This is a genomic window from Enterobacter cloacae complex sp. 382A5 (genome assembly GCF_050031095.1).
Taxonomy (GTDB): Bacteria; Pseudomonadota; Gammaproteobacteria; order Enterobacterales; family Enterobacteriaceae; genus Enterobacter; species Enterobacter cloacae.
In genome coordinates, this window is the sequence record NZ_JBLGVK010000001.1 from 1,799,677 (window position 1) to 1,820,296 (window position 20,620).

The window sequence follows — 20,620 nt, forward strand, 5'->3', positions numbered from 1 at the left end:
GAACTTCAAGGCGGCGTATTCTATCACGCCCCCCCACCATTGACACCCTCTGTAAACGGCCAGTTAAATTCTGCGATGACCTCCAGCGGCAAGCGTGCGCCTGACTGCCAGCAGCGAATGCTTTCGGCAACCAGCGGCGAGCGCAGGTTTGGCGCGTTCAGGATCTCGTCGGTGGTGACCCACAGGCAGCGATCGATATCGTCGTCGTGCGGCTCAGTGGCGCACGTTTCGCTAAGCTCGACGGCAAATAAAAAACGCAGGAAGGGCGTTTTATCAGGCGCAATCCACTGATGCATACGAATGAAGTGCTGAGGCTCCGCGCGGATGCCCGTCTCTTCCCAGAGTTCACGTTTTGCGGCCTGTAATAAGGTTTCATTGGCTTCCAGATGCCCGGCTGGCTGATTCCACAGCGCTTTGCCGTTAATGCTCTCTTCTACAACCAGGAATTTCCCCTGCGCGTGAACCACACAGGCGACCGTGACATGAGGTTTAAACATATTGACTCCTTAAGGGGCAACGTCCCGCCATTCACCGTTAGCCAGGGAATCCAGGGTGTAACTGCCCATGGCATAGCGAATCAGGCGCAGGGTAGGGAAGCCCACGTGGGCGGTCATGCGCCGAACCTGACGGTTGCGGCCTTCATAAAGGGTGATTTTGAGCCAGCTGGTGGGAATAGATTTGCGCTCGCGAATGGGCGGGTTGCGCGGCCACAGCCACTCCGGTTCATTCACACGTTCAATACCTGCGGGCAGGGTGGGGCCATCGTTTAACGTCACGCCGTTGCGGAGTGCGGCGAGCGCCTCTTCATCCGGCTCACCTTCCACCTGCACAAAGTAAATTTTGCCGGTGCGTTTTCCGGGCTGCGTGAGTTTTGCCTGTAGGGCTCCGTCGTTGGTTAAGACCAGCAGGCCTTCGCTATCGCGGTCCAGACGACCCGCGGCATAAACGCCCTGAACAGGAATGTAATCCTTTAACGTGCTGCGCCCGGCTTCGTCGGTAAACTGCGGCAACACATCGTAGGGTTTATTGAACAAAATAACCCGCTTTGGCTGGCTTTCTTGCGGTCTTCTGGCGGCTTGTCGTGAGCTGAATCGCTCAACCCGGTGTTTTGTAAAAGAAGTTTTCTTCATGGTATTTTCAGGCGTTATCAATTGCCGCATTATAGCCTAATAACGTAGACCTTTCATGGCGCAGGACAATCAGGTACTATCGAAGGGCTCATTACAATTTATTAACATAAGATCAGTAACAACCAGAAGCGCTCGAAGGAGAGGTTAATGGAAAGCAAAGTAGTTGTTCCGGCGGAAGGTAAAAAGATCACCCTGCAAAACGGCAAGATTAACGTTCCTCACAATCCGATCATTCCATTCATCGAAGGTGATGGTATCGGTGTAGACGTTACCCCGGCAATGCTGAAAGTGGTTGATGCCGCTGTTGAGAAAGCCTACAAAGGCGAGCGTAAAATTTCCTGGATGGAAATTTACACCGGTGAAAAATCTACTCAAGTTTATGGCCAGGACGTTTGGCTGCCAGCAGAAACGCTGGACCTGATCCGCGACTACCGCGTTGCTATCAAAGGCCCACTGACGACGCCAGTTGGTGGCGGTATCCGTTCCCTGAACGTGGCACTGCGTCAGGAGCTGGACCTGTACGTGTGTCTGCGTCCGGTTCGTTACTATCAGGGCACCCCAAGCCCGGTTAAGCACCCTGAGCTGACCGATATGGTTATCTTCCGCGAAAACTCAGAAGACATTTACGCGGGTATCGAATGGAAAGCTGACTCTGCTGACGCAGAAAAAGTGATTAAATTCCTGCGCGAAGAGATGGGCGTGAAGAAAATTCGCTTCCCTGAGCATTGCGGTATCGGCATCAAGCCGTGCTCCGAAGAAGGGACCAAACGTCTGGTGCGCGCGGCAATTGAATACGCGATCACCAACGACCGTGACTCTGTGACCCTGGTTCACAAAGGCAACATCATGAAGTTCACCGAAGGCGCGTTCAAAGACTGGGGTTACCAGTTGGCGCAAGAAGAGTTCGGCGGTGAGCTGATCGACGGCGGCCCATGGCAGAAGATTAAGAACCCGAACACCGGCAAAGAGATCATCATTAAAGATGTTATCGCCGATGCGTTCCTGCAGCAGATCCTGCTGCGTCCAGCGGAATACGACGTGATCGCCTGTATGAACCTGAACGGTGACTACATCTCCGACGCCCTGGCTGCACAGGTTGGCGGTATCGGTATCGCCCCAGGCGCGAACATCGGTGACGAATGCGCCCTGTTCGAAGCAACCCACGGTACTGCACCAAAATACGCAGGCCAGGACAAAGTGAACCCTGGCTCTATCATCCTGTCCGCAGAGATGATGCTGCGTCATATGGAATGGTTCGAAGCCGCAGACCTGATCGTCAAAGGTATGGAAGGCGCGATTAACGCGAAAACCGTAACTTACGACTTCGAACGTCTGATGGAAGGCGCTAAGCTGCTGAAATGTTCAGAGTTTGGTGACGCGATTATCGCGAATATGTAATCCAGATTCTGGGTTAAACAAGAACGGGAGCTTGATGGCTCCCGTTTTTATTTTGTGTGAAACCGGTATCACGACTACCACGGAAATTTCATAAAAAAATTCATACTCAGAACATTCCCGGGAAATAAGCGAAAGCGAGACTATAGCTTCTGACAGAAATGGCTATGTGAGCGCATCAACGTTATTCGCTCTCGAAAGCGAACGGTGTGGAAATGTTATCCGGCATGACGTTAGCAGTCATAAATACTTTGGGAATGGACGCAACTGTTCGTATTATGTCCCTGAAAGATTTAATCAGGAGAAATTGATATGGAAGAGGTTATTTATGTTATCGACGATGATGATGCATATCGGTCGTTTGTTGTTCAGTTCTTAACAGCCGCGGGCTATCAGACGTTTGACTTCAGTAATGCCGAAGAATTTTTATCCTCTCCCATCGTTGATCATCCTTCATGCTTAATCCTTGAATTAAACCTTCCGCGTATGAATGGCTTTGACGTGATGGATGCACTCAAAGCGCGTGGATGCGCTATACCGGTACTCATTCTGACGAAGAGCGGCTCCATCCCTTCCTGCGTACGGGCAATGAAAGCAGGCGCCCGGGATTTTTTGACCAAACCGGTCGAACCTGAACAACTTTTGCGCGTGGTGAATGAGGTATTGATCGACGCGACAAACCATTTTCTGGAACAGCAACGGTTATTTGAACTATGCAAAAATTACCAGGCGTTGACGCGACGTGAGAAACAGATTTTTGAGCTGGCAATTAATGGCTTGCAAAATAAACAAATCGCATCGGAACTGGGCATAACAGAAATTACGGTGAAGGTACATCGACGCAGGGTGATGGATAAAATGCAGGTTCGTACGTTAGCGGATCTGGTGCATGCTGCCGGCACGTTGCAAATCGGTAAATCCCGATGTCCACCCCGCAGGCTTTATTGATAACGCGGCGATCGTCACCGGACAGTTTATACCACCCTGACATTCATTCAGATTATTGTCCCCCTGGGGTGTTGAATTTTGCTACCCTATGAGAGGTAACGCCTCTCAACCGGGGCGGTCTACGATAATGGAATGAATTGATTATGAGTGAAAATGATACTATCCCAAAGAAGTCTACAAGCCAGATTAACAAAGCGGTATTCTTCACATCTGCTTTGTTAATTTTCCTTCTTGTCGCCTTTGCCGCAGTATTCCCGGATCTGGCCGACAAAAAATTCAAACTCCTGCAGCAACAGATATTCACCAATGCCAGCTGGTTCTACATTCTTGCTGTCGCCCTGATTTTACTGAGTGTTACTTTCCTCGGTCTTTCGCGTTACGGTGATATCAAACTGGGGCCGGATCATGCCCAGCCTGATTTCAGCTACCATTCCTGGTTTGCGATGCTGTTTTCGGCAGGGATGGGGATCGGCCTGATGTTCTTTGGCGTTGCCGAACCGGTAATGCATTACCTTTCGCCACCCGTCGGCACCCCTGAAACCGTAGCCGCAGCGAAAGAAGCCATGCGCCTGACATTCTTCCACTGGGGACTGCATGCATGGGCCATCTATGCCATTGTGGCGCTGATTCTGGCATTCTTCAGCTACCGTCACGGTTTGCCTTTAACGCTGCGTTCCGCACTCTATCCCATCATCGGCGATCGCATCTACGGTCCTGTCGGCCATGCAGTCGATATTTTTGCGGTGATAGGGACGGTCTTTGGCGTTGCCACATCGCTGGGTTACGGTGTTTTGCAGGTTAATGCCGGTCTGAACCATCTTTTTGGGGTGCCCATCAATGAAACGGTGCAGGTCATTCTGATTGTGGTCATCACGGGGTTAGCGACGATTTCAGTGGTGTCCGGTCTGGACAAGGGAATACGTATCCTCTCTGAACTCAATCTGGGTCTGGCTGTTTTACTTCTGGCGCTTGTGCTGTGTCTTGGACCAACCGTACTTTTACTGAAATCTTTTGTCGAAAATACCGGCGGTTATCTTTCGGAATTAGTGAGTAAAACCTTTAACCTTTACGCCTACGAACCGAAATCAAGCAACTGGCTTGGTGGCTGGACGCTGTTGTACTGGGGATGGTGGCTTTCCTGGTCGCCGTTTGTCGGTATGTTCATCGCGCGCGTATCCCGTGGCAGGACAATTCGTGAGTTTGTTACGGGCGTGCTGTTTGTTCCCGCAGGTTTTACCCTCATGTGGATGACGGTGTTTGGTAACAGCGCCATTTATCTCATCATGAATCAGGGAGCAACAGATCTGGCAAATACCGTCCAGCAGGATGTCGCGCTGGCTCTGTTTAATTTCCTTGAACATTTCCCGTTTTCCTCAGTGTTGTCATTTATTGCAATGGCGATGGTCATTGTCTTCTTTGTCACCTCGGCTGACTCAGGGGCGATGGTTGTTGATACGCTGGCATCGGGTGGCGTCGCTAACACGCCTGTATGGCAGCGAATTTTCTGGGCCTCGCTCATGGGGATTGTGGCCATTGCACTGCTGATTGCGGGTGGGCTAAGCGCGCTGCAAACCGTGACAATAGCGAGCGCATTACCATTCTCCGTGATCTTATTGATCTCAATATACGGACTGTTAAAAGCCCTGCGTCGGGATTTGACCAAACGTGAAAGTCTGAGCATGGCGACGATTGCGCCGACTGCCGCACGTAACCCTATTCCGTGGCAAAGAAGGTTGCGCAATATTGCCTATCTGCCGAAACGTTCTCTGGTTAAACGGTTTATGGACGACGTCATCCAGCCTGCCATGACGTTGGTTCAGGAAGAACTGAACAAGCAGGGGACGTTGAGTCATATCAATGATGCGGCAGACGATCGTCTCCGGCTTGAAGTTGATTTAGGCAATGAGCTGAACTTTATTTATGAAGTGAGGCTACGTGGCTATAATTCGCCAACTTTTGCTCTTGCCGCTATGGATAATGACGAGCAACAGGCAGAGCAACACCGCTATTATCGCGCTGAAGTGTATCTGAAAGAGGGCGGTCAGAACTATGATGTGATGGGCTGGAATCAGGAACAGCTTATCAATGACATACTGGACCAGTACGAAAAACATCTGCACTTCCTGCATCTGGTTCGTTAATACCAAAATGCCGTCCGCTGGGACGGCATTTATTTTGCCACTGACTGTGTGAGACAGCCTCATGTTAGCCACTGTACTTATCGTTATTGTTGCGTTAATCCATCTCTATATTCTGGTGCTGGAGATGTTCCTGTGGAACACCAAAACCGGGCACAAGGCTTTCAATCTCACGCCCGATTTTGCGCGTGAAACCCGCGTACTGGCTGCGAATCAGGGGCTGTATAACGGTTTTCTGGCGGCGGGTCTGCTCTGGGGACTCTGGCTCGGAGAGCGCGGTGTCCCTGTGACCGTCTTTTTCCTGAGCTGCGTGCTACTTGCCGGAATTTTTGGCGCAGCGACTGCCAGTCGAAAAATCCTCTATGTTCAGGCTATGCCGGCTCTCGCTGCCTTACTTGCGCTGCTTATCTAATACTTTGGTCAACGTAATGCGTCCGCTATACTCGGTGCATCACCCGCTAAATGGCAGACGAGAGACTGTTTATGAACAACGATATTCCGCTTAAATATTATGACATCGTCGATGAGTATTCGACGGAAACCGCTGAACCAGTCAGTGAGTCAGAGCATGACGCGCTGGCGTACTATTTCCAGCTGCTGCTGACGCGGTTAACGAACAACGAGGAAATCAGCGAGGAAGCCCAGCAGGAAATGGCCAGTGAGGCGGGGATCCGCTCGGCACGCATCGATGATATTGCGAATTTCCTTAATCAGTGGGGGAACGAGTAGCCCGCAAGGGCATTCTCATCGTAAGTTTCTTCGCCAGTTCACTGCGTGTCAGTGATTTTGAGAAGTACCACCCCTGGATCAGAGCGTCAGGATACCTGTCCGCAATAAAACGATACTGGGTTTCACTTTCCACCCCTTCGAAAACGAGCGTTTTGTTGAGCCTGGCAAGCGCATCGCAAAAAATAGCAAAAATATTCTGCTTATAATGTTCATTGATACCGTCCACCAGCGACTTATCGATTTTGATTTCGTCATATTCCAGCAGAGAGAGCCGGTCCAGGTTTGAGTTTTTCACGCCGAAATCGTCTATCGATATTCTCACCCCAAGTTTTTTCAGCTCCAGACAAAACCCTTCAAGAATATCTGCACTGGATACCGCTTTTTCTGAAAGTTCCACCTTTATCAAAGACAGGGGGATGTGATTAAATGCACATTCACGACGTAACGTCTGGATAAACTGTCCATCTTCAATCTCTGTTCGCCCAACGTTCAGCGAAATCATCAGCTGATGTTTAATGGCAAGCGGTGCGATCTCAGACAGCGATTTTTCAATAATATTAATATAATACTGTCGGTACAGCCCAATTTTCTTAATTAAAGGAATAAACAGTTCCGGAGAAACATCGGTGCGATGATAATCGCGCCATCTCGACAGCACTTCTACCCCGACAATGCTTTTATCCTGGATACGTATAATCGGCTGGTAGTTAACGCTGATAGAATTGTTTTTTACCGCCTTAACCAGCGTTCGCTCCAGTGAGAAGCGATCTTCGTAAATGCGCATGAAAAACAACGAGATTGCGGTCCAGATAAAACACAAAATAGTCGTCAGAAGAATAAACACCACAACGGGGAGCGAAGCCAGGCCCGCGTCGTAATGCTTCACCGTAACGCATATGTCCCATCGCGTGCTGCACTGCGTCAGGATCAGGGTAAATAGCGCTGAATCTGGCCAGTGGTGTTTTATGACATCTGGCTTAACCGAGAAAAAAGTTCGGTCGAAATTTTTCGTCGTGGTACTCAGCGCATAGTTTGCCGTAACCGGCATGAATTTATCGTAGGCATAACGCGAGGTGAAAATAATCACATTATTATAGATTGCCGCGTTGCCAGTGAAAAAATCTTTTCTCGAAAACTGCGCTAACAGAAAGCCTCTTGGTGTTTTATGGAGTTCTGTTGGTAGAGGGACTGGAGTGGCGAGCTTACCCCAAAAGGCAGTACAGACGACTTGCCCATTTTCAACAAAACCGATATCGGAAAAATAGGGGCTGTCGAGTTTTAGCTTTCTGTAGCGATCAAGGCTGGTTTGATCGCAGCCTCGGGTTGTTACCTCTTTAAGGGCCAGCGCGATGCTTTCGGATAATCCTTCGGAATAGTGCAAAAGCGTCTGGGCGATCTCACGCTGTTTATCCTTCTGCTGGCTGATGATAACCGCATTCACCGCATACAGAGACAGAATGACCAGAATCGTTGATACGATAGCAACGGCAATGATTTTTTTCATTTTCCGGTTATCCTGTCAGCTCCCTGATGGGGTGAATCTTAACACAGCCGGGGCAGGGTACAAGCCTGGTCCTCACGGGAGAGAGCGGCAGGCGCCAGGGGATCTCCGTAATAACCCTGACGCAAATTTTAGTGAAGCAAAATAATAACCGCTTCTTATTGTGCGCTTAAGTGCAATTTATTTTCCTCTTATCCTGACCTTTGTTACAGTGACACGAGTTGTCAGCCAGGGATGTCAGGCGTGATAAGGTGGAAAAGCTCGTGCATGTGAAAAATACTTTTTACACAACAACCATTACTGTCATCATTGTCTCGTTGATCATCTCGTTGTCGCTTGCGGTCCAAATTACCACGTCCAGACAGCAGTCAATTCAGCAAATTAATACCGGCGTTGCTAACCTGAGCCATACCCTGGATGTTTATACTGAGGGGATCATGCGTCAAAGTGAAATGCTGATCACCACCATTTCAGACATGATCGACATTTATGGTATGACCCCGGAACAGGCGACCAATATTCAGCGGATAATTGAAAGCCAGGATAATCTTCTTAGCCAGATTAATAATGTGGTTATTTACGATGTCAATGGTGACATCTTCACGGCATTGTACGGACGTTTTTCCGGGCCGCGAAAAGGGGCTGACAGATCGTTTTTTATCTATCACAAGGAAAATAAAAGTCAGCAGATTTTTATTGGCCAGCCGGTCGTGAGCAGAACGAACGGGAAATGGGTGATTACGATCAGTCGACGGCTTGAAACGCAGACCGGAGACTTTAACGGCGTTGTCGTGGTGACGCTTGGAATCGAAAATTTTCTGGCACTCTACGGGCAGATTAATATTGGCCATGCTGGTGTCATTGGCCTCACGACACAATCCGGCGTGTTGCTGGTTCGCTATCCGTTTAAAAATAACTACATTGGCGCGATTGTTTCAGACTCACCCCTGTTCAGAGAATACCTGAAGGTACAAAATTCAGGGATTGCCAGCTCGGTTTCGCGGTTTGATAAAGTCGAACGCATTTTTGCTTTTGAGAAAAACAAACGTTACGGATTGGTCACCACCGTTGCAGTGAGTAAAGAAGAAGCACTTGCAGCCTGGCGTAAGCAGGCCATTCAGCTCGCCGTACTCATTCTTATTTTTACCGTGGCGCTTATCGTCGCGTCTTATTTCCTCTATTCAGATCTGTCCAGAAAAACCAGAGATAACAAAGAGCTCAAGATAATAGCCTCTGAAGATGCGCTGACGGGGCTTTTCAACCGCCGCACGTTTGATGAAAAAATTCTGTCTGAAATCGCCACGTGTGCGGATAACGACACGCCAATTTCTATCCTCATTGTCGATGTCGATTATTTCAAAAAATACAATGATAACTACGGTCACCCAGAAGGAGACCGATGCCTTACCCTACTGGGGAATAGCCTCAGAGAGAGCCTCACCCGCAACAACCAGCTTGTGGCGCGTTATGGCGGCGAAGAGTTTGCGCTGATCCTGCCAGACGCCGATATTCAGGAAGCCATCCGCCTGGCCCAGACGATCATCCGCAATGTATTTTCACTGCATATTGAGCATGCCTTTAGCCCCTTTGGACGGGTAACGGTCAGCGTCGGGGTGTCAACCGCACGTGCCGTTGACATTGCAGGCAGCCAGCAGAACATTATTATTGCGGCTGACCAGGCGCTCTATCAGGCAAAACGCGCAGGACGCAACCGGTATGCCTTTATCGCCGTGTAAGCGGGCAAAAAAATGCCCACTAAAGCGTGGGCAAAAATACTGGAAGCAATGTGAGCAATGTCGTACTGAATACCTGAGCGTTTAACTCAACTATTCAGTGTTGAGAAAGATAATCTTTCTCATCTTAAGTTGCAACCCCACATTTCGTGTGGTGCGGTTTTGGATACTAAATGCGCACTCTCTCGCTGTGATACTAATCACAAATTTCCTTTCCCGGATCCTGTGCTATCCTTTTTGTGTCGTTGATTTAATGACAAAAACCATACAGAGAGGAAAGTTATGGGAATTTTATCCTGGATTATCTTTGGGCTTATTGCGGGTATTCTGGCGAAGTGGATCATGCCGGGCAAAGATGGCGGTGGTTTTATCGTTACCGTGATACTGGGTATTGTCGGCGCGGTCGTCGGCGGCTGGATCAGTACGCTGTTCGGGTTTGGCAAAGTTGACGGTTTCAACTTCGGCAGTTTTGCTGTCGCCGTGATCGGCGCGCTGGTTGTTCTGTTTATCTACAGAAAAATCAAAAGCTAAGTTTGATAAGCGTTAAAAAAGGCTGCCAGATGGCGGCCTTTTTACGTTGCGGTGTTACCACCAGCCAAATTGCGTGCCAGCAACGGCGACGATGGCGACGAGCAGCATAATGAGGGTGGTTTTTCTCATTTATGCTCCCGGAGCCGCGTAACCACCGACAAAAAACCATGCTAAAAAAACCACCGCCGTTATAAAAATAACGACCGGGAAGAGGATCCCTATTCTCATGCCATCACCTGTTTTGGTTTTCAGAATGCCGTAGAGTGTACGGGGTTAATCCAAAACGTGAAAGCGCGTTTTGCCTTTACCCTTTTTATCCTGATACATCGCAACATCCGCGACGCGTAATGCGCTGTCCGGATCCATCCCGGCAGGATCAACTTCGACAACTCCCAGGCTTGCACCCGGGTACACAATACTCACACTGCCCAACCCGTATTGGCCGGCAATCCGGTCGCGAAGCCGTGCCCTGAGCTGGTTAATCTGACCCTCATCAGCCTGATTTTCCGCTTTACTCAGGCAGGCTACCAGGAACTCATCGCCCCCCAGGCGGCCGATAATCTCGTCTTCGGTCTTTTCATCTGACAGACGTTTGCCGACTTCAATGAGGAATTGATCGCCTGCTTCATGCCCGTACTGGTCGTTAATCCGTTTAAAATCATCCAGATCGATAAAAGCGATAATTACGTTGCGTTTAAGGTGGCGGCCTAAAGAAAACAGAGTGTTGAGATCTTCAAAGATGGCGCGGCGGTTGGGTAAACCGGTAAGAACGTCGGTAAAGGAGTAGGCGATGAGCGCTGCATTCGCTTCTCGAAGTTGAGAAAGCAACGACTCTTTCTGAATATACTGGGCAATCAGCCCGGCAAAGAGTTTCAGCACGTGTTCGCCGCGTTCACTGAGCAGCTTCTTTTCCGTGCTGGTCGCACAGAGTGTGCCGTACAGGGAACCATCCGCCAGGTGAACCGGCACGCTCATGTACGTGGTAATACCGAGCGCTTTCGCGGCGTCGCAATCCGCCCAGCGTTCAGGAACCTCGTTACTGAAAATGGTGTCACTGTCCAGCGCACGTTTGCACAATGTATCGCCCCAGGGCACGCTTAGTCCCTCCGGGATCTGCATCTGCTTACTGTTTCGGGCATACAAAATATGCTGAAGACGGGCATTGATATCGACCTTCGTCAGGTAGGTCGACTCCATTTCGGTCACAAGTTCCAGCATCTCCAGCAACTGGCGAACGAGACTTTCAAGGGATTGTTCCGTGGTGAGCGTTTCTGACACTCGGGCCAGGATGATATCTGACATGACGTAGGTTGACTCCCATGCACAAGACGTCTGCATCTGCATGTTATGCTGAAAATTTCGACTTCAGCCATAGTAAAACATGAATGGTGAAAATTTTATATATCCACCAGAAGCAGGCAGGGGAGAAAAAGGCCCCGTTGTTGAGACCGGGGCAAAGACATCTTGATTACGGAATGATGTTCTCTGGTCATAAGGAGAACACGCCTCACTATAGTATTGAAAAGTGCAGTTAAAATGGAGAAATGATGGAGAAAGCGACGGCGACCCGTTACCCTTATCTTCTGATGATGTAAAAAGGATCAACACGATGAGATTTCTGCTTTTGGCTCTCGCGCTACCCCTGGCGGCCTGTACCACAAAAACGTCTCCACCTGTTGCCCCACCGCCGCCGCATAGGGTGGGGATGGCTAACCCTGCCTCTGTCTATTGTCTGGAAAAAGGGGGAGAGCAGATCCCAATCCAGAGCCCGCAGGGCGTGCGTACGGAGTGTAAATTGCCCGGTGGCGAAGTGATCGACGAATGGGAGCTCTACCGCCGCGATCATCCGCAACCCGCCAGGTGACAGCAGGACAAAGATTGCGATACACTTCTCTTTAGGATTATTCTTAGCCAGTTTCTGGCCACCGTTATCGTGAGAGAAGTATGTTTCAGCTTAAACCGGGCAGCATGGCGTTGATCATTGGTGCCCGCACGGCCTCAGGCCGTCGCAATGTGGGTAAATCCGTTGAGTTGTTTGGCCTTTGCCAGCCCGGCCAGCGCTTTGTTAACCCGGTTAATGGCGTGATGACGCAGCTGCCTGCGACAGCGGATCGCGCGCTCTGGCTGGTAACTGGCGATGTCTACGCCTTTGATAATCAGCACGGTTTTGCGTTTGTGCGCGCCGAACATCTGCTGCCGCTCACGCCGGATGAGGCACCGCAAACCTTCGATGCGCTGACGGCAAGTTAATCACAAATGGCGCAGCCAGTCGGCTAAGACTATTGCGTGATTCTGTTCGGTATTTTTCGCGGCGTAGAGAAGGGTTAAGGTTTGCTGTCTCGCGAGGGTTGCAAGACGCAAACCTTCGTCTTTATGCTGCGCCAGCTCTTCCCGATACGCCTGGCTGAAGGCAGCGAAATCAATGGTTTCACTGTGAAAGGCCTTACGTAACCCGTCAGAAGGTGTGAGCGCCTTGCACCATTCATTATGCACAAGGTCTGCTTTTTTCACCCCTCGCGGCCACAGTCTGTCCACCAGCACCCGATAACCATCCTCCGGGGCTGCCTGTTCATAGACGCGCTTGCACTGAATCATCATTTCCCCCTCCCAATTTAAGGTATTGTGATTATTGCAGAAGATCGGTAGTCTGAGGTTCCTTATGTTATCTGATAATACTCTGGCATAAGGAACCTTTCATGGAACACCTCCCGGTTAAAACGACGCTGCGCATTGCGCTGGTTGGCGATTACAATCCCGATGTGATTGCGCACCAGGCGATCCCGCTGGCCATTGATGATGCTGCTGCAGTACTGGATCTCACCGCTGATTACGACTGGCTTGCGACGACGGAGCTGACCAGCCCTGAAGATCTGGTGGGTTACGATGCCATCTGGCTGGTTCCTGCAAGCCCCTACAAAAACACCGAAGCCGCCTTTATCGCTGCACGCTACGCGCGCGAAAACAGCATTCCATTTCTCGGCACCTGCGGCGGTTTTCAGCATGCATTGATTGAGTATGCGCGTAATGTGCTCGGCTGGAGCGATGCGGCGCACGCCGAAACGGACACCGAAGGCTCAATGGTGATTGCGCCGCTGACCTGCTCGCTGGTGGAAAAAACCGATGCGATTGAACTGCGTAACAACACGCTTATTGCGAAAGCCTACGGCAAGCCGGAAATTGAAGAGGGATATCACTGCAACTACGGCGTATCCCCGGAATTTGCGCAGGAGCTGGAGAGCGGTGATATGCGCGTGACGGGCTGGGACGAGCAGGGGGAAATCCGTGCCGCAGAGCTGGTCACCCATCCGTTCTTCGTGATTACCTTATTCCAGCACGAGCGTGCTGCGATGGCGGGGCGTCCGGTGGTGTTAGTACAGGCGATGCTGCGTGCGGCACGGGGATAAATAACAGGCAGACCGTCAGGTCTGCCACTGTTTTTAGCGTGGCGTGATCTCCCGGTCTCGCCCGGCAAGCATGCCGCAGATGGCCATCACCACCGAGGCCAGCGCGCAGGCCAGAAGGGGGATCTGCCAGTCACCGGCGGTATCGTGAATTTTTCCCATCAGCGGAGGCCCGCAGGCGGCCAGCAGATAACCAATCGACTGCGCCATACCGGACAGTGCCGCCGCCTGATGGGCAGAGCTGGCGCGCAGGCCGATGAACGTCAGACCGAGGATCATCGTTGCTCCGGTGCCAAAGCCAAACACCAGCGTCCACACGACCGCAAAAGCCGGTGCAAACCAGAAACCGGCCGCACTCACTGCGCACATCAGGGCTACGGCACCGGCGATCCCGCGTTGATCGTTCAGGCGATGCAGGATCAGCGGCACGGCAAGGCCCGGAATGGCCGTGGCCAGCTGTAAGAGCCCGTGCATGGAGCCCGCCTGCGCTTCGCTGTAGCCGTGGCTGAGTAATATCGCGGGCAACCAGCCGATGATGACGTAGTAAATCAGCGAGTTAATGCCGAGAAAGAGCGTCACCTGCCAGGCGAGGGCAGAACGCCATATGGCGCGGTTGTGCAGCGCTCCTGCACCGGTCACTGTAGCGACCTGCTTCTGGCGCCACTGTGGCAGCCAGAGCAATAACGCCAGCAGGGGAAAGATCATCAGCATTAGCAGCGCGCCATGCCAGCCTGCGGCTCCCTGGGCGAGAGGAACAATCAGCGCCGAACCGAGCGCCGCCGAAACGCCCATCGTCAGGGAATAGGCCCCGGTAAGGCGGGCAACCTGGCCGGGAAAGTCGCGTTTGATTAAGCCCGGTAATAGCACATTCCCGAGCGCGATACCGCAACCGATCACCGCCGTGCCGGTAAACAGCAGGGCCGCGGAGGGCAGAGAGCGCACGGCAATCCCGGCGCAGATCAGCAGCAGGGCGAGGAACAGGCTGCGCTCCATGCCGATACGCCGTGCTACGCCCGCGGCAAGCGGCGAGACAAGGGCAAACGCTAATAGTGGCAGGGTGGTTAGCAGGCCGGTTTGCGCGGTGGTTAATCCATATTCAAGGCGAATGGTATCGAGCAGCGGCGCTGCTCCGGTAAAGGTGACGCGAAGCGTCGTGGCAATCATCAGAATGCCGGCGATCAGCAGCGCGCCTTTGCGAGTAGCAGTAGTCATTGTTTTCTCATACGTTCAGGCGAGCGCACACAATACCGATTTTCGCCGTGGTTGAAATCAGGCTAAAATGACAGTTTATCGCTAATATCGGACAACCTGATGAACGGTCTGGGACTCGACGGCTACGATCCCGATAGCCAATTCGATGCCGCGGTCGCGTTTCGCATCCGCGTGGTAGCGCAGGAGCAATATATTCCGCTCCATCAGCACCGCAAAGGGCAGCTGATTCTGGCGCTGGGTGGTGCAATCACCTGTGAGGTAGAAAATGCCATGCTGATGGTACCGCCCCAGTATGCCGTGTGGATCCCCGGGCAGATGCCCCACAGCAACAGGGCCACGCCAGGCGCGCAGCTCTGCTTTTTGTTTATTGAACCTGGTGCCGTCAGTCTGCCGGACCGGTGCTGTACCCTGAAAATATCGCCGCTGGTGCGGGAGCTGATTCTGTCGCTGGCGGGAAAAACGCGTGAGCAACTGCCGCTTGCCACCACCTCGCGTCTGGTGGATGTGCTGTTTGATGAACTGCCGCTCCAGCGACAGGAACATTTACAGCTGCCCGTTTCCCCTCATCCTAAAATTCGGTTGATGAGCGAAAAGATGGCGGAAGAGCCCGCCGCGTGGCAGACGCTGGCGCAATGGGCGAACCACTTTGCCATGAGTGAGCGCAACCTGGCGCGGCTGGTGGTCAAAGAGACGGGCTTAAGCTTTCGCCGCTGGCGTCATCAGCTGCAGTTGATTGTGGCGTTGCAGCTGCTGATTGGCGGGAAGTCAGTTCAGCAGGTTGCGCAGTCACTTGGTTATGACTCCACCACCGCCTTTATTACGATGTTTAAAAAGGGGCTGGGGCAAACGCCTGCGCGCTATATTGCCAGCCTGACTACGACTTCCCAATAAACAGCGAAACCAGCCCGGCGGCAATGAGCGGGCCCACCGGAACGCCGCGAAAGAGCGCCACGCCAAGCACCGTTCCCACCAGCAGGCCAGCCACCAGCGAGGGCTGGCTGCTCATCAACGTGACGCCGCGACCACCCAGCCATGACACGAAAATCCCCACCGCGATAGCCACCAGTGATTTCCAGTTAACAAACGAGTGCAGCAGCGTTGAGGCCGGAAGCGTGCCGCTGGCAATGGGGGCCATCACCCCAATGGTCAAAATGATTATCCCGATCGTCAGGCCTTGTTTTTCTATCCACGGGAAAAAAGTGTTTAACGGGGTGACGCGCACAATGATCAACACCAGGATCGAGATGGCGACGGTGGTGTTATGGCTGATAAAGCCGAGTGCAGCGAGTGCCAGTAGAATAAGCAGAGTAGGGTCAAACATGAGGAGTCCTTGCCAGAATAATAAGCCTGCTTACTTTACGCGGAAAAACGGCTAACGACAGTGTTTTAAAAAAAATAGGAGATTGTCATATCCGTGTCATTTGCAGGGGATAAAACGGCATCAGGCATCGCAAAGGGTCGCTAAAGATGAACGATCACATGTTTGTTGAAACGCTGATTATCTCCTCATCGTTTTTCGCTATTGCGGTGATTTTGATCGCATCAGTTCTGTTTCTGGAAAAGAGAGGCTGACAGAGGCGTCAGCCATCACGGTCACGCTTTACGAAACGTCACCAGTTCAGGGCGGGCAATGCGCAGATAATCCTGGGTATCCATGATCACGGATTTTTCCAGCAGACCGGCGTTGAACGCGATTTCGTCAAAACGCTCGAACAGGAGCGGGTCGGCGACTAGCGTCAGATCCGGATGGAAGCTAAACGGTGGGATAGCGCCAAACACGCAGGCGGTCAGATGATCGACTTCGGCCGGGCTTGCGAGAGAGGCTTTTAAGCCGCCGAAATGGCTGGCAAGCTGGCTCAGGTCGGCCTGCTGGTCAGCGGCCAGGATTGCCAGAACGTGTTTTTTTACGCCGTTTCCCTTCACTTTGCAGACCAGCGCTTTTGCGCCTTGCCCCAGATCGGTTCCGCGGATTTCGCTTACCGCTTCGCATTTTCCTACGGCCTCGTGCTCCATCACGCGAAAGCGCGCACCTTGCTGCGTTAACAGCGAAATGAGTTGCTGGTGGGTAGCCGTACCCTTAACCTCATCAGACATAGTCAGTTTACCTGTTATCTGCCAATACGCAGTTTCCAACAGTAGCACAGATCTTTTTGCGAAGGGGATGGACGAAAGGGAAAGAAAACAGCCAGCGTGTCGCTGGCTGTGTGGTCAGGCATTGCTGGTGGCCGATTGCTTGTGGAACAGCTCCCGGAACACCGGATAGATATCATCCTGGTCACGGATGTGTTGCATGGCGAAGTTATCGAACATCGATTGCAGATGTTCATATTCACGCCACAGCGTCTGGTGAGCACGACGCGTGATTTCGATATAGCTGTAGTAACGCACCACCGGCAAAATTTTCTTCGCCAGAATGTCGTGACACAGCGGCGAATCATCCGCCCAGTTGTCGCCATCCGACGCCTGCGCAGCATAGATGTTCCACTGAGCCGGATCGTAACGCTCTTTCACCACCTCATCCATCAGCTTCAGGGCGCTCGATACGATGGTGCCGCCGGTCTCCTGCGAGTAGAAGAACTCATGTTCATCCACCTCTTTGGCCTGGGTGTGGTGGCGGATATAAACCACTTCCACGTTCTTATAGGTCCTGCTCAGGAACAGATAGAGCAAAATGTAAAAACGTTTCGCCATATCCTTGGTGGCCTGGTCCATTGAACCGGAGACGTCCATCAGACAGAACATGACAGCCTGGCTCGAAGGCTCCGGCCGTTTTTCGTAGTTTTTATAGCGCAGGTCGAAGGTATCAATAAACGGTACCCGCTCAATCTTCGCCCTCAGCTCGGCAATCTCTTTACGCAGGCGCTCCTCTTCCAGCAGTTGCGCCGGTTCTGTGTTTTCTACCACCTTCAGGCTGCTTTCCAGTTCGCGCAGCTCCCGCCGTTTACCGGCCGTCATGGCCGTGCGCCGCGCCAGCGAGTTCTGCAGCGAACGAACGACGCTGATATTGGCCGGTACGCCGTTCGCGGTATAACCCGCGCGATGGGTTTTGTATTCGTTAAGCTGACGGTGCTGGTTCTTTTTCAGATTAGGCAGCGCCAGATCCTCAAAGAGCAGGTCGAGATACTCATCTTTTGAGATCTGAAAGACGAATTCATCCTGACCTTCACCATCCTGACTGGCCTGTCCTTGACCGCTTCCTGAACCGCCGCCGCCTCCTTGTGGGCGCTCGATTCTGTCGTTCTGAACGAAGTGGTCATTACCTGGGTGTACGCGATGGCGCAGGCCGCCACGCCCCTGATGAAACATCGGTTCGCTGATGTCATCGGTGGGGATGGAGACAGACTCGCCGCTGTCGACGTCGGTTACCGAGCGTTTGTTGATGGCCTCGGAGATCGACTGTTTAATTTGCGCTTTGTAACGGCGCAAGAAGCGCTGGCGATTCACCATGCTCTTGTTTTTGCCGTTCAGACGCCGGTCAATAAACCAGGTCATATACCCCCCGTACTGCATTTGCCAACTTGCATTTTGTCGGCCCGGTGAGCGTTAAACGCCACCGGGCACTTGTTTTAAGACGATTTCCGTACGCGCAGATACCATTCGCACAGCAAACGAACCTGTTTGCGGGTGTAGCCTTTTTCCATCATACGGTCGACAAAATCGTCGTGTTTTTTCTGCTCGTCAGTTGAGGTTTTGGTGTTAAACGAAATGACGGGTAACAGCTCCTCGGTGTTAGAGAACATTTTCTTCTCGATGACCGTGCGCAGTTTCTCGTAGCTGGTCCAGTTCGGATTACGACCGTTGTTATGCGCTCTGGCACGCAGTACGAAGTTCACAATCTCGTTACGGAAGTCTTTCGGGTTACTGATCCCGGCAGGCTTCTCTATTTTTTCCAGCTCCGCGTTCAGGGATTCACGGTCAAACAGCTGTCCGGTATCCGGGTCGCGGTACTCCTGATCCTGGATCCAGAAGTCAGCATAGGTGACGTAACGGTCAAAGATGTTCTGGCCGTATTCTGAATAGGATTCCAGGTAGGCCGTCTGGATCTCTTTGCCAATGAACTCGGCATATTTCGGGATCAGATAACCTTTCAGGAACTCAAGGTAACGTTCCGCCTGCTCCTGTGGGAATTGCTCGCGTTCAATCTGCTGCTCCAGCACATAGAACAGGTGGACCGGGTTGGCCGCCACTTCCGCATGGTCGAAGTTAAACACGCGGGAGAGGATCTTAAACGCGAAACGTGTGGACAGACCGTTCATGCCCTCGTCGACACCCGCGTAATCGCGGTACTCCTGATACGACTTCGCTTTCGGGTCGGTATCTTTCAGGCTTTCCCCGTCATACACGCGCATTTTGGAGTAGATGCTGGAGTTTTCCGGCTCTTTCAGACGCGACAGGATGGAGAAGCGCGACAGCGTTTCCAGCGTGCCCGGTGCGCATGGGGCATGCATTAGCTCACTGTGGTTAAGCAGTTTTTCGTAAATTTTGATCTCTTCGGAGATCCGCAGGCAATAAGGCACTTTAACGATGTACACACGGTCAAGGAACGCCTCATTGTTTTTGTTATTTCGGAAGGAGACCCACTCGGATTCGTTCGAGTGCGCCAGGATGATGCCGTTGAACGGCAGGGCAGAGATACCTTCCGTCCCGTTGTAGTTCCCCTCCTGGGTGGCCGTCAGCAGTGGATGCAGCACTTTAATGGGTGCTTTAAACATCTCGACGAATTCCATAATGCCCTGGTTTGCCCGGCACAGTGCGCCGGAGTAGCCGTAGGCATCCGGGTCATTCTGGGCGTAATTTTCCAGCTTACGGATATCGACTTTCCCGACCAGCGCCGAGATGTCCTGGTTGTTCTCATCACCCGGTTCCGTTTTGGCGATGGCGATCTGCTCCAGAATGGATGGCCACACTTTCACGACGCGGAATTTGGTGATATCGCCACCAAACTCATGCAGGCGTTTCGCCGCCCACGGCGACATGATGGTGCCGAGATAACGACGCGGAATGCCGTACTCTTTATCCAGAATTTGCGCATCTTCCTGCGGGTTAAACAGGCACAGCGGATGGTCGTTCACCGGGCTGCGTTCACCGTTGGCGCTCAGCACATAGATAGGCACGCGCTGCATCAGCGATTTCAGCCGTTCAGCCAGCGACGATTTACCGCCACCCACCGGGCCGAGTAAATAGAGGATCTGTTTCTTCTCTTCCAGACCCTGAGCAGCATGCTTCAGGTAGGAGACGATTTGCTCGATGGCATCTTCCATGCCATAGAACTCTTCAAACGCCGGGTATCGGGCGACCACCCGATTCGAAAAGAGACGGGAAAGCCGTGGTTCCTGGGCAGTATCAACCATGTTTGGCTCACCAATAGCCATCAATAGCCGTTCTGCCGCGTTGGCATAGGCACTGCGATCTTGCCGACAGATGGTAAGAAACTCCTGCAGTGTGAACTCTTCGTCCTTGGCAGCTTCATAGCGCTGGCGATAGTGATCGAATATATTCATGGCATGCCGTCCTTTCGTTTTTTAGCACAGGATAAGAGCCGTTCGTATGAGTAGTGGAGGCTCCCGGAAGAGAATCTCTCGCACCTCACTGCCAGAGCAGCAACCTGTGTGCCAGGTCAGACGCTAAGAACCGCGGGGCGTGCAGGAAAACTCTTCTTAAATTAAAGCGTAGATGGCATTTGCAAAACTTGCATGCTGATAAAATCTAATTTCAATGACATATCAATAACTCATCCAAAAATATCCATTGCCGTTATATGTCATACGGGCATTTTTCACCCTGCGGTCACAGAAGTGAAAACGGCCTGTCATCTGAAAAATGAAAAATAACGGGTTAATCAAACTGATTAGCAGGCAAAAAATTTGGGGAAGTACGGGTCTGGCGGTTACACTTCTCCCGC

The 20,620-nt window shown here is 51.9% G+C and carries 24 protein-coding genes; 12 read left to right on the top strand and 12 right to left on the bottom strand.

The features are described from left to right. Positions 1–23 precede the first annotated feature (23 nt). Positions 24–497, bottom strand: coding sequence for an NUDIX hydrolase (locus tag ACQG2G_RS08485; protein WP_061771688.1), 474 nt, complete (start codon positions 495–497; stop codon positions 24–26). Positions 498–506: 9 nt separating this feature from the next. Continuing rightward, complete coding sequence (rluE, locus tag ACQG2G_RS08490; protein WP_029881977.1) at positions 507–1,160, bottom strand: 23S rRNA pseudouridine(2457) synthase RluE; 654 nt, start codon at positions 1,158–1,160, stop codon at positions 507–509. Positions 1,161–1,277: 117 nt separating this feature from the next. Between rluE and icd the strand changes: the two genes are divergently transcribed. The 5 genes from icd to ACQG2G_RS08515 all read left to right on the top strand — a co-directional run bounded on the left by icd (position 1,278) and on the right by ACQG2G_RS08515 (position 6,340). Next, complete coding sequence (gene icd / locus ACQG2G_RS08495) at positions 1,278–2,528, top strand: NADP-dependent isocitrate dehydrogenase (RefSeq protein ID WP_013097077.1); 1,251 nt, start codon at positions 1,278–1,280, stop codon at positions 2,526–2,528. A 309-nt stretch (positions 2,529–2,837) separates the two neighbouring features. Then, entirely contained in the window at positions 2,838–3,473 is a 636-nt protein-coding gene (locus ACQG2G_RS08500) for a response regulator transcription factor (RefSeq protein ID WP_029881986.1), read from the top strand. Between the two features lie 143 nt (positions 3,474–3,616). Continuing rightward, the gene (locus ACQG2G_RS08505; protein WP_038979854.1) at positions 3,617–5,614 is read left to right on the top strand and encodes a BCCT family transporter; all 1,998 of its coding nucleotides are present in this window, start codon (positions 3,617–3,619) and stop codon (positions 5,612–5,614) included. A gap of 61 nt (positions 5,615–5,675) precedes the next feature. Continuing rightward, the gene (locus ACQG2G_RS08510; RefSeq protein ID WP_029881988.1) at positions 5,676–6,023 is read left to right on the top strand and encodes a DUF1304 domain-containing protein; all 348 of its coding nucleotides are present in this window, start codon (positions 5,676–5,678) and stop codon (positions 6,021–6,023) included. A gap of 71 nt (positions 6,024–6,094) precedes the next feature. Next, positions 6,095–6,340: a YmjA family protein gene (locus ACQG2G_RS08515; RefSeq protein ID WP_038979855.1), complete on the top strand. Its 246-nt coding sequence runs from the start codon at positions 6,095–6,097 to the stop codon at positions 6,338–6,340. Here the strand turns inward: ACQG2G_RS08515 and ACQG2G_RS08520 are convergent. Next, positions 6,318–7,844, bottom strand: a complete 1,527-nt coding sequence (locus tag ACQG2G_RS08520; protein ID WP_061771689.1) for an EAL domain-containing protein — start codon at positions 7,842–7,844, stop codon at positions 6,318–6,320. The two genes, ACQG2G_RS08515 and ACQG2G_RS08520, sit on opposite strands and share 23 nt — an antisense overlap. A gap of 248 nt (positions 7,845–8,092) precedes the next feature. Between ACQG2G_RS08520 and ACQG2G_RS08525 the strand changes: the two genes are divergently transcribed. Together ACQG2G_RS08525 and ACQG2G_RS08530 are read left to right on the top strand one after the other, a co-directional pair. Continuing rightward, on the top strand, positions 8,093–9,577 hold the full coding sequence (locus tag ACQG2G_RS08525) for a sensor domain-containing diguanylate cyclase (protein ID WP_369706182.1): 1,485 nt from the start codon (positions 8,093–8,095) through the stop codon (positions 9,575–9,577). Positions 9,578–9,856: 279 nt separating this feature from the next. After that, positions 9,857–10,105 (top strand): GlsB/YeaQ/YmgE family stress response membrane protein, encoded by a 249-nt coding sequence (locus ACQG2G_RS08530; protein WP_008500746.1) that lies wholly within the window; start codon positions 9,857–9,859, stop codon positions 10,103–10,105. Positions 10,106–10,159: 54 nt separating this feature from the next. Here ACQG2G_RS08530 and yoaJ read toward each other — a convergent pair whose 3' ends face one another. Genes yoaJ through ACQG2G_RS08545 form a run of 3 tightly spaced genes read right to left on the bottom strand, consistent with a single transcriptional unit; the run spans position 10,160 to position 11,407 of the window. After that, a complete protein-coding gene (gene yoaJ, locus ACQG2G_RS08535) occupies positions 10,160–10,234 on the bottom strand; it encodes a protein YoaJ (protein ID WP_071830143.1) in 75 nt (24 codons plus the stop codon). Beyond that, positions 10,235–10,333 (bottom strand): YoaK family small membrane protein, encoded by a 99-nt coding sequence (locus ACQG2G_RS08540; RefSeq protein WP_014883431.1) that lies wholly within the window; start codon positions 10,331–10,333, stop codon positions 10,235–10,237. A 45-nt stretch (positions 10,334–10,378) separates the two neighbouring features. Further along, on the bottom strand, positions 10,379–11,407 hold the full coding sequence (locus ACQG2G_RS08545) for a sensor domain-containing diguanylate cyclase (RefSeq protein ID WP_023622217.1): 1,029 nt from the start codon (positions 11,405–11,407) through the stop codon (positions 10,379–10,381). A gap of 307 nt (positions 11,408–11,714) precedes the next feature. Here ACQG2G_RS08545 and ACQG2G_RS08550 point away from each other — a divergent pair, with 307 nt between their 5' ends. Further along, on the top strand, positions 11,715–11,969 hold the full coding sequence (locus ACQG2G_RS08550; RefSeq protein WP_038979863.1) for a putative hemolysin: 255 nt from the start codon (positions 11,715–11,717) through the stop codon (positions 11,967–11,969). Positions 11,970–12,049: 80 nt separating this feature from the next. Next, complete coding sequence (locus tag ACQG2G_RS08555) at positions 12,050–12,355, top strand: hypothetical protein (protein ID WP_013097068.1); 306 nt, start codon at positions 12,050–12,052, stop codon at positions 12,353–12,355. Here the strand turns inward: ACQG2G_RS08555 and ACQG2G_RS08560 are convergent, their stop codons facing one another. Next, complete coding sequence (locus ACQG2G_RS08560; RefSeq protein ID WP_060578453.1) at positions 12,356–12,700, bottom strand: DUF488 domain-containing protein; 345 nt, start codon at positions 12,698–12,700, stop codon at positions 12,356–12,358. It abuts the gene before it with no gap. 101 nt (positions 12,701–12,801) lie between these two features. On the opposite strand from ACQG2G_RS08560, the gene ACQG2G_RS08565 reads away from it, so the two are divergent. After that, positions 12,802–13,509 carry a CTP synthase C-terminal region-related (seleno)protein gene (locus ACQG2G_RS08565; RefSeq protein ID WP_061771533.1) on the top strand — a complete coding sequence of 236 codons (708 nt, stop codon included), beginning with the start codon at positions 12,802–12,804 and terminating at the stop codon, positions 13,507–13,509. 33 nt (positions 13,510–13,542) lie between these two features. On the opposite strand, the gene ACQG2G_RS08570 is transcribed toward ACQG2G_RS08565, so the two are convergent. Beyond that, positions 13,543–14,718, bottom strand: a complete 1,176-nt coding sequence (locus tag ACQG2G_RS08570; RefSeq protein WP_061771532.1) for a CynX/NimT family MFS transporter — start codon at positions 14,716–14,718, stop codon at positions 13,543–13,545. Between the two features lie 99 nt (positions 14,719–14,817). On the opposite strand from ACQG2G_RS08570, the gene ACQG2G_RS08575 reads away from it, so the two are divergent. Then, positions 14,818–15,609, top strand: coding sequence for an AraC family transcriptional regulator (locus ACQG2G_RS08575; protein WP_038979869.1), 792 nt, complete (start codon positions 14,818–14,820; stop codon positions 15,607–15,609). Here the strand turns inward: ACQG2G_RS08575 and ACQG2G_RS08580 are convergent. Continuing rightward, positions 15,593–16,039 carry a DUF441 domain-containing protein gene (locus ACQG2G_RS08580; protein WP_008500737.1) on the bottom strand — a complete coding sequence of 149 codons (447 nt, stop codon included), beginning with the start codon at positions 16,037–16,039 and terminating at the stop codon, positions 15,593–15,595. The two genes, ACQG2G_RS08575 and ACQG2G_RS08580, sit on opposite strands and share 17 nt — an antisense overlap. A gap of 146 nt (positions 16,040–16,185) precedes the next feature. On the opposite strand from ACQG2G_RS08580, the gene yoaI reads away from it, so the two are divergent. Continuing rightward, entirely contained in the window at positions 16,186–16,290 is a 105-nt protein-coding gene (yoaI, locus tag ACQG2G_RS08585; RefSeq protein ID WP_020690334.1) for a small membrane protein YoaI, read from the top strand. A gap of 21 nt (positions 16,291–16,311) precedes the next feature. Here yoaI and ACQG2G_RS08590 read toward each other — a convergent pair whose 3' ends face one another. The 3 genes from ACQG2G_RS08590 to yeaG all read right to left on the bottom strand — a co-directional run bounded on the left by ACQG2G_RS08590 (position 16,312) and on the right by yeaG (position 20,219). Further along, positions 16,312–16,812 carry a YbaK/prolyl-tRNA synthetase associated domain-containing protein gene (locus ACQG2G_RS08590; protein ID WP_013097062.1) on the bottom strand — a complete coding sequence of 167 codons (501 nt, stop codon included), beginning with the start codon at positions 16,810–16,812 and terminating at the stop codon, positions 16,312–16,314. A 114-nt stretch (positions 16,813–16,926) separates the two neighbouring features. Further along, on the bottom strand, positions 16,927–18,210 hold the full coding sequence (locus ACQG2G_RS08595) for a YeaH/YhbH family protein (RefSeq protein WP_057071578.1): 1,284 nt from the start codon (positions 18,208–18,210) through the stop codon (positions 16,927–16,929). A gap of 74 nt (positions 18,211–18,284) precedes the next feature. Next, a complete protein-coding gene (gene yeaG, locus ACQG2G_RS08600) occupies positions 18,285–20,219 on the bottom strand; it encodes a protein kinase YeaG (RefSeq protein ID WP_013097060.1) in 1,935 nt (644 codons plus the stop codon). Positions 20,220–20,620 lie beyond the last annotated feature (401 nt).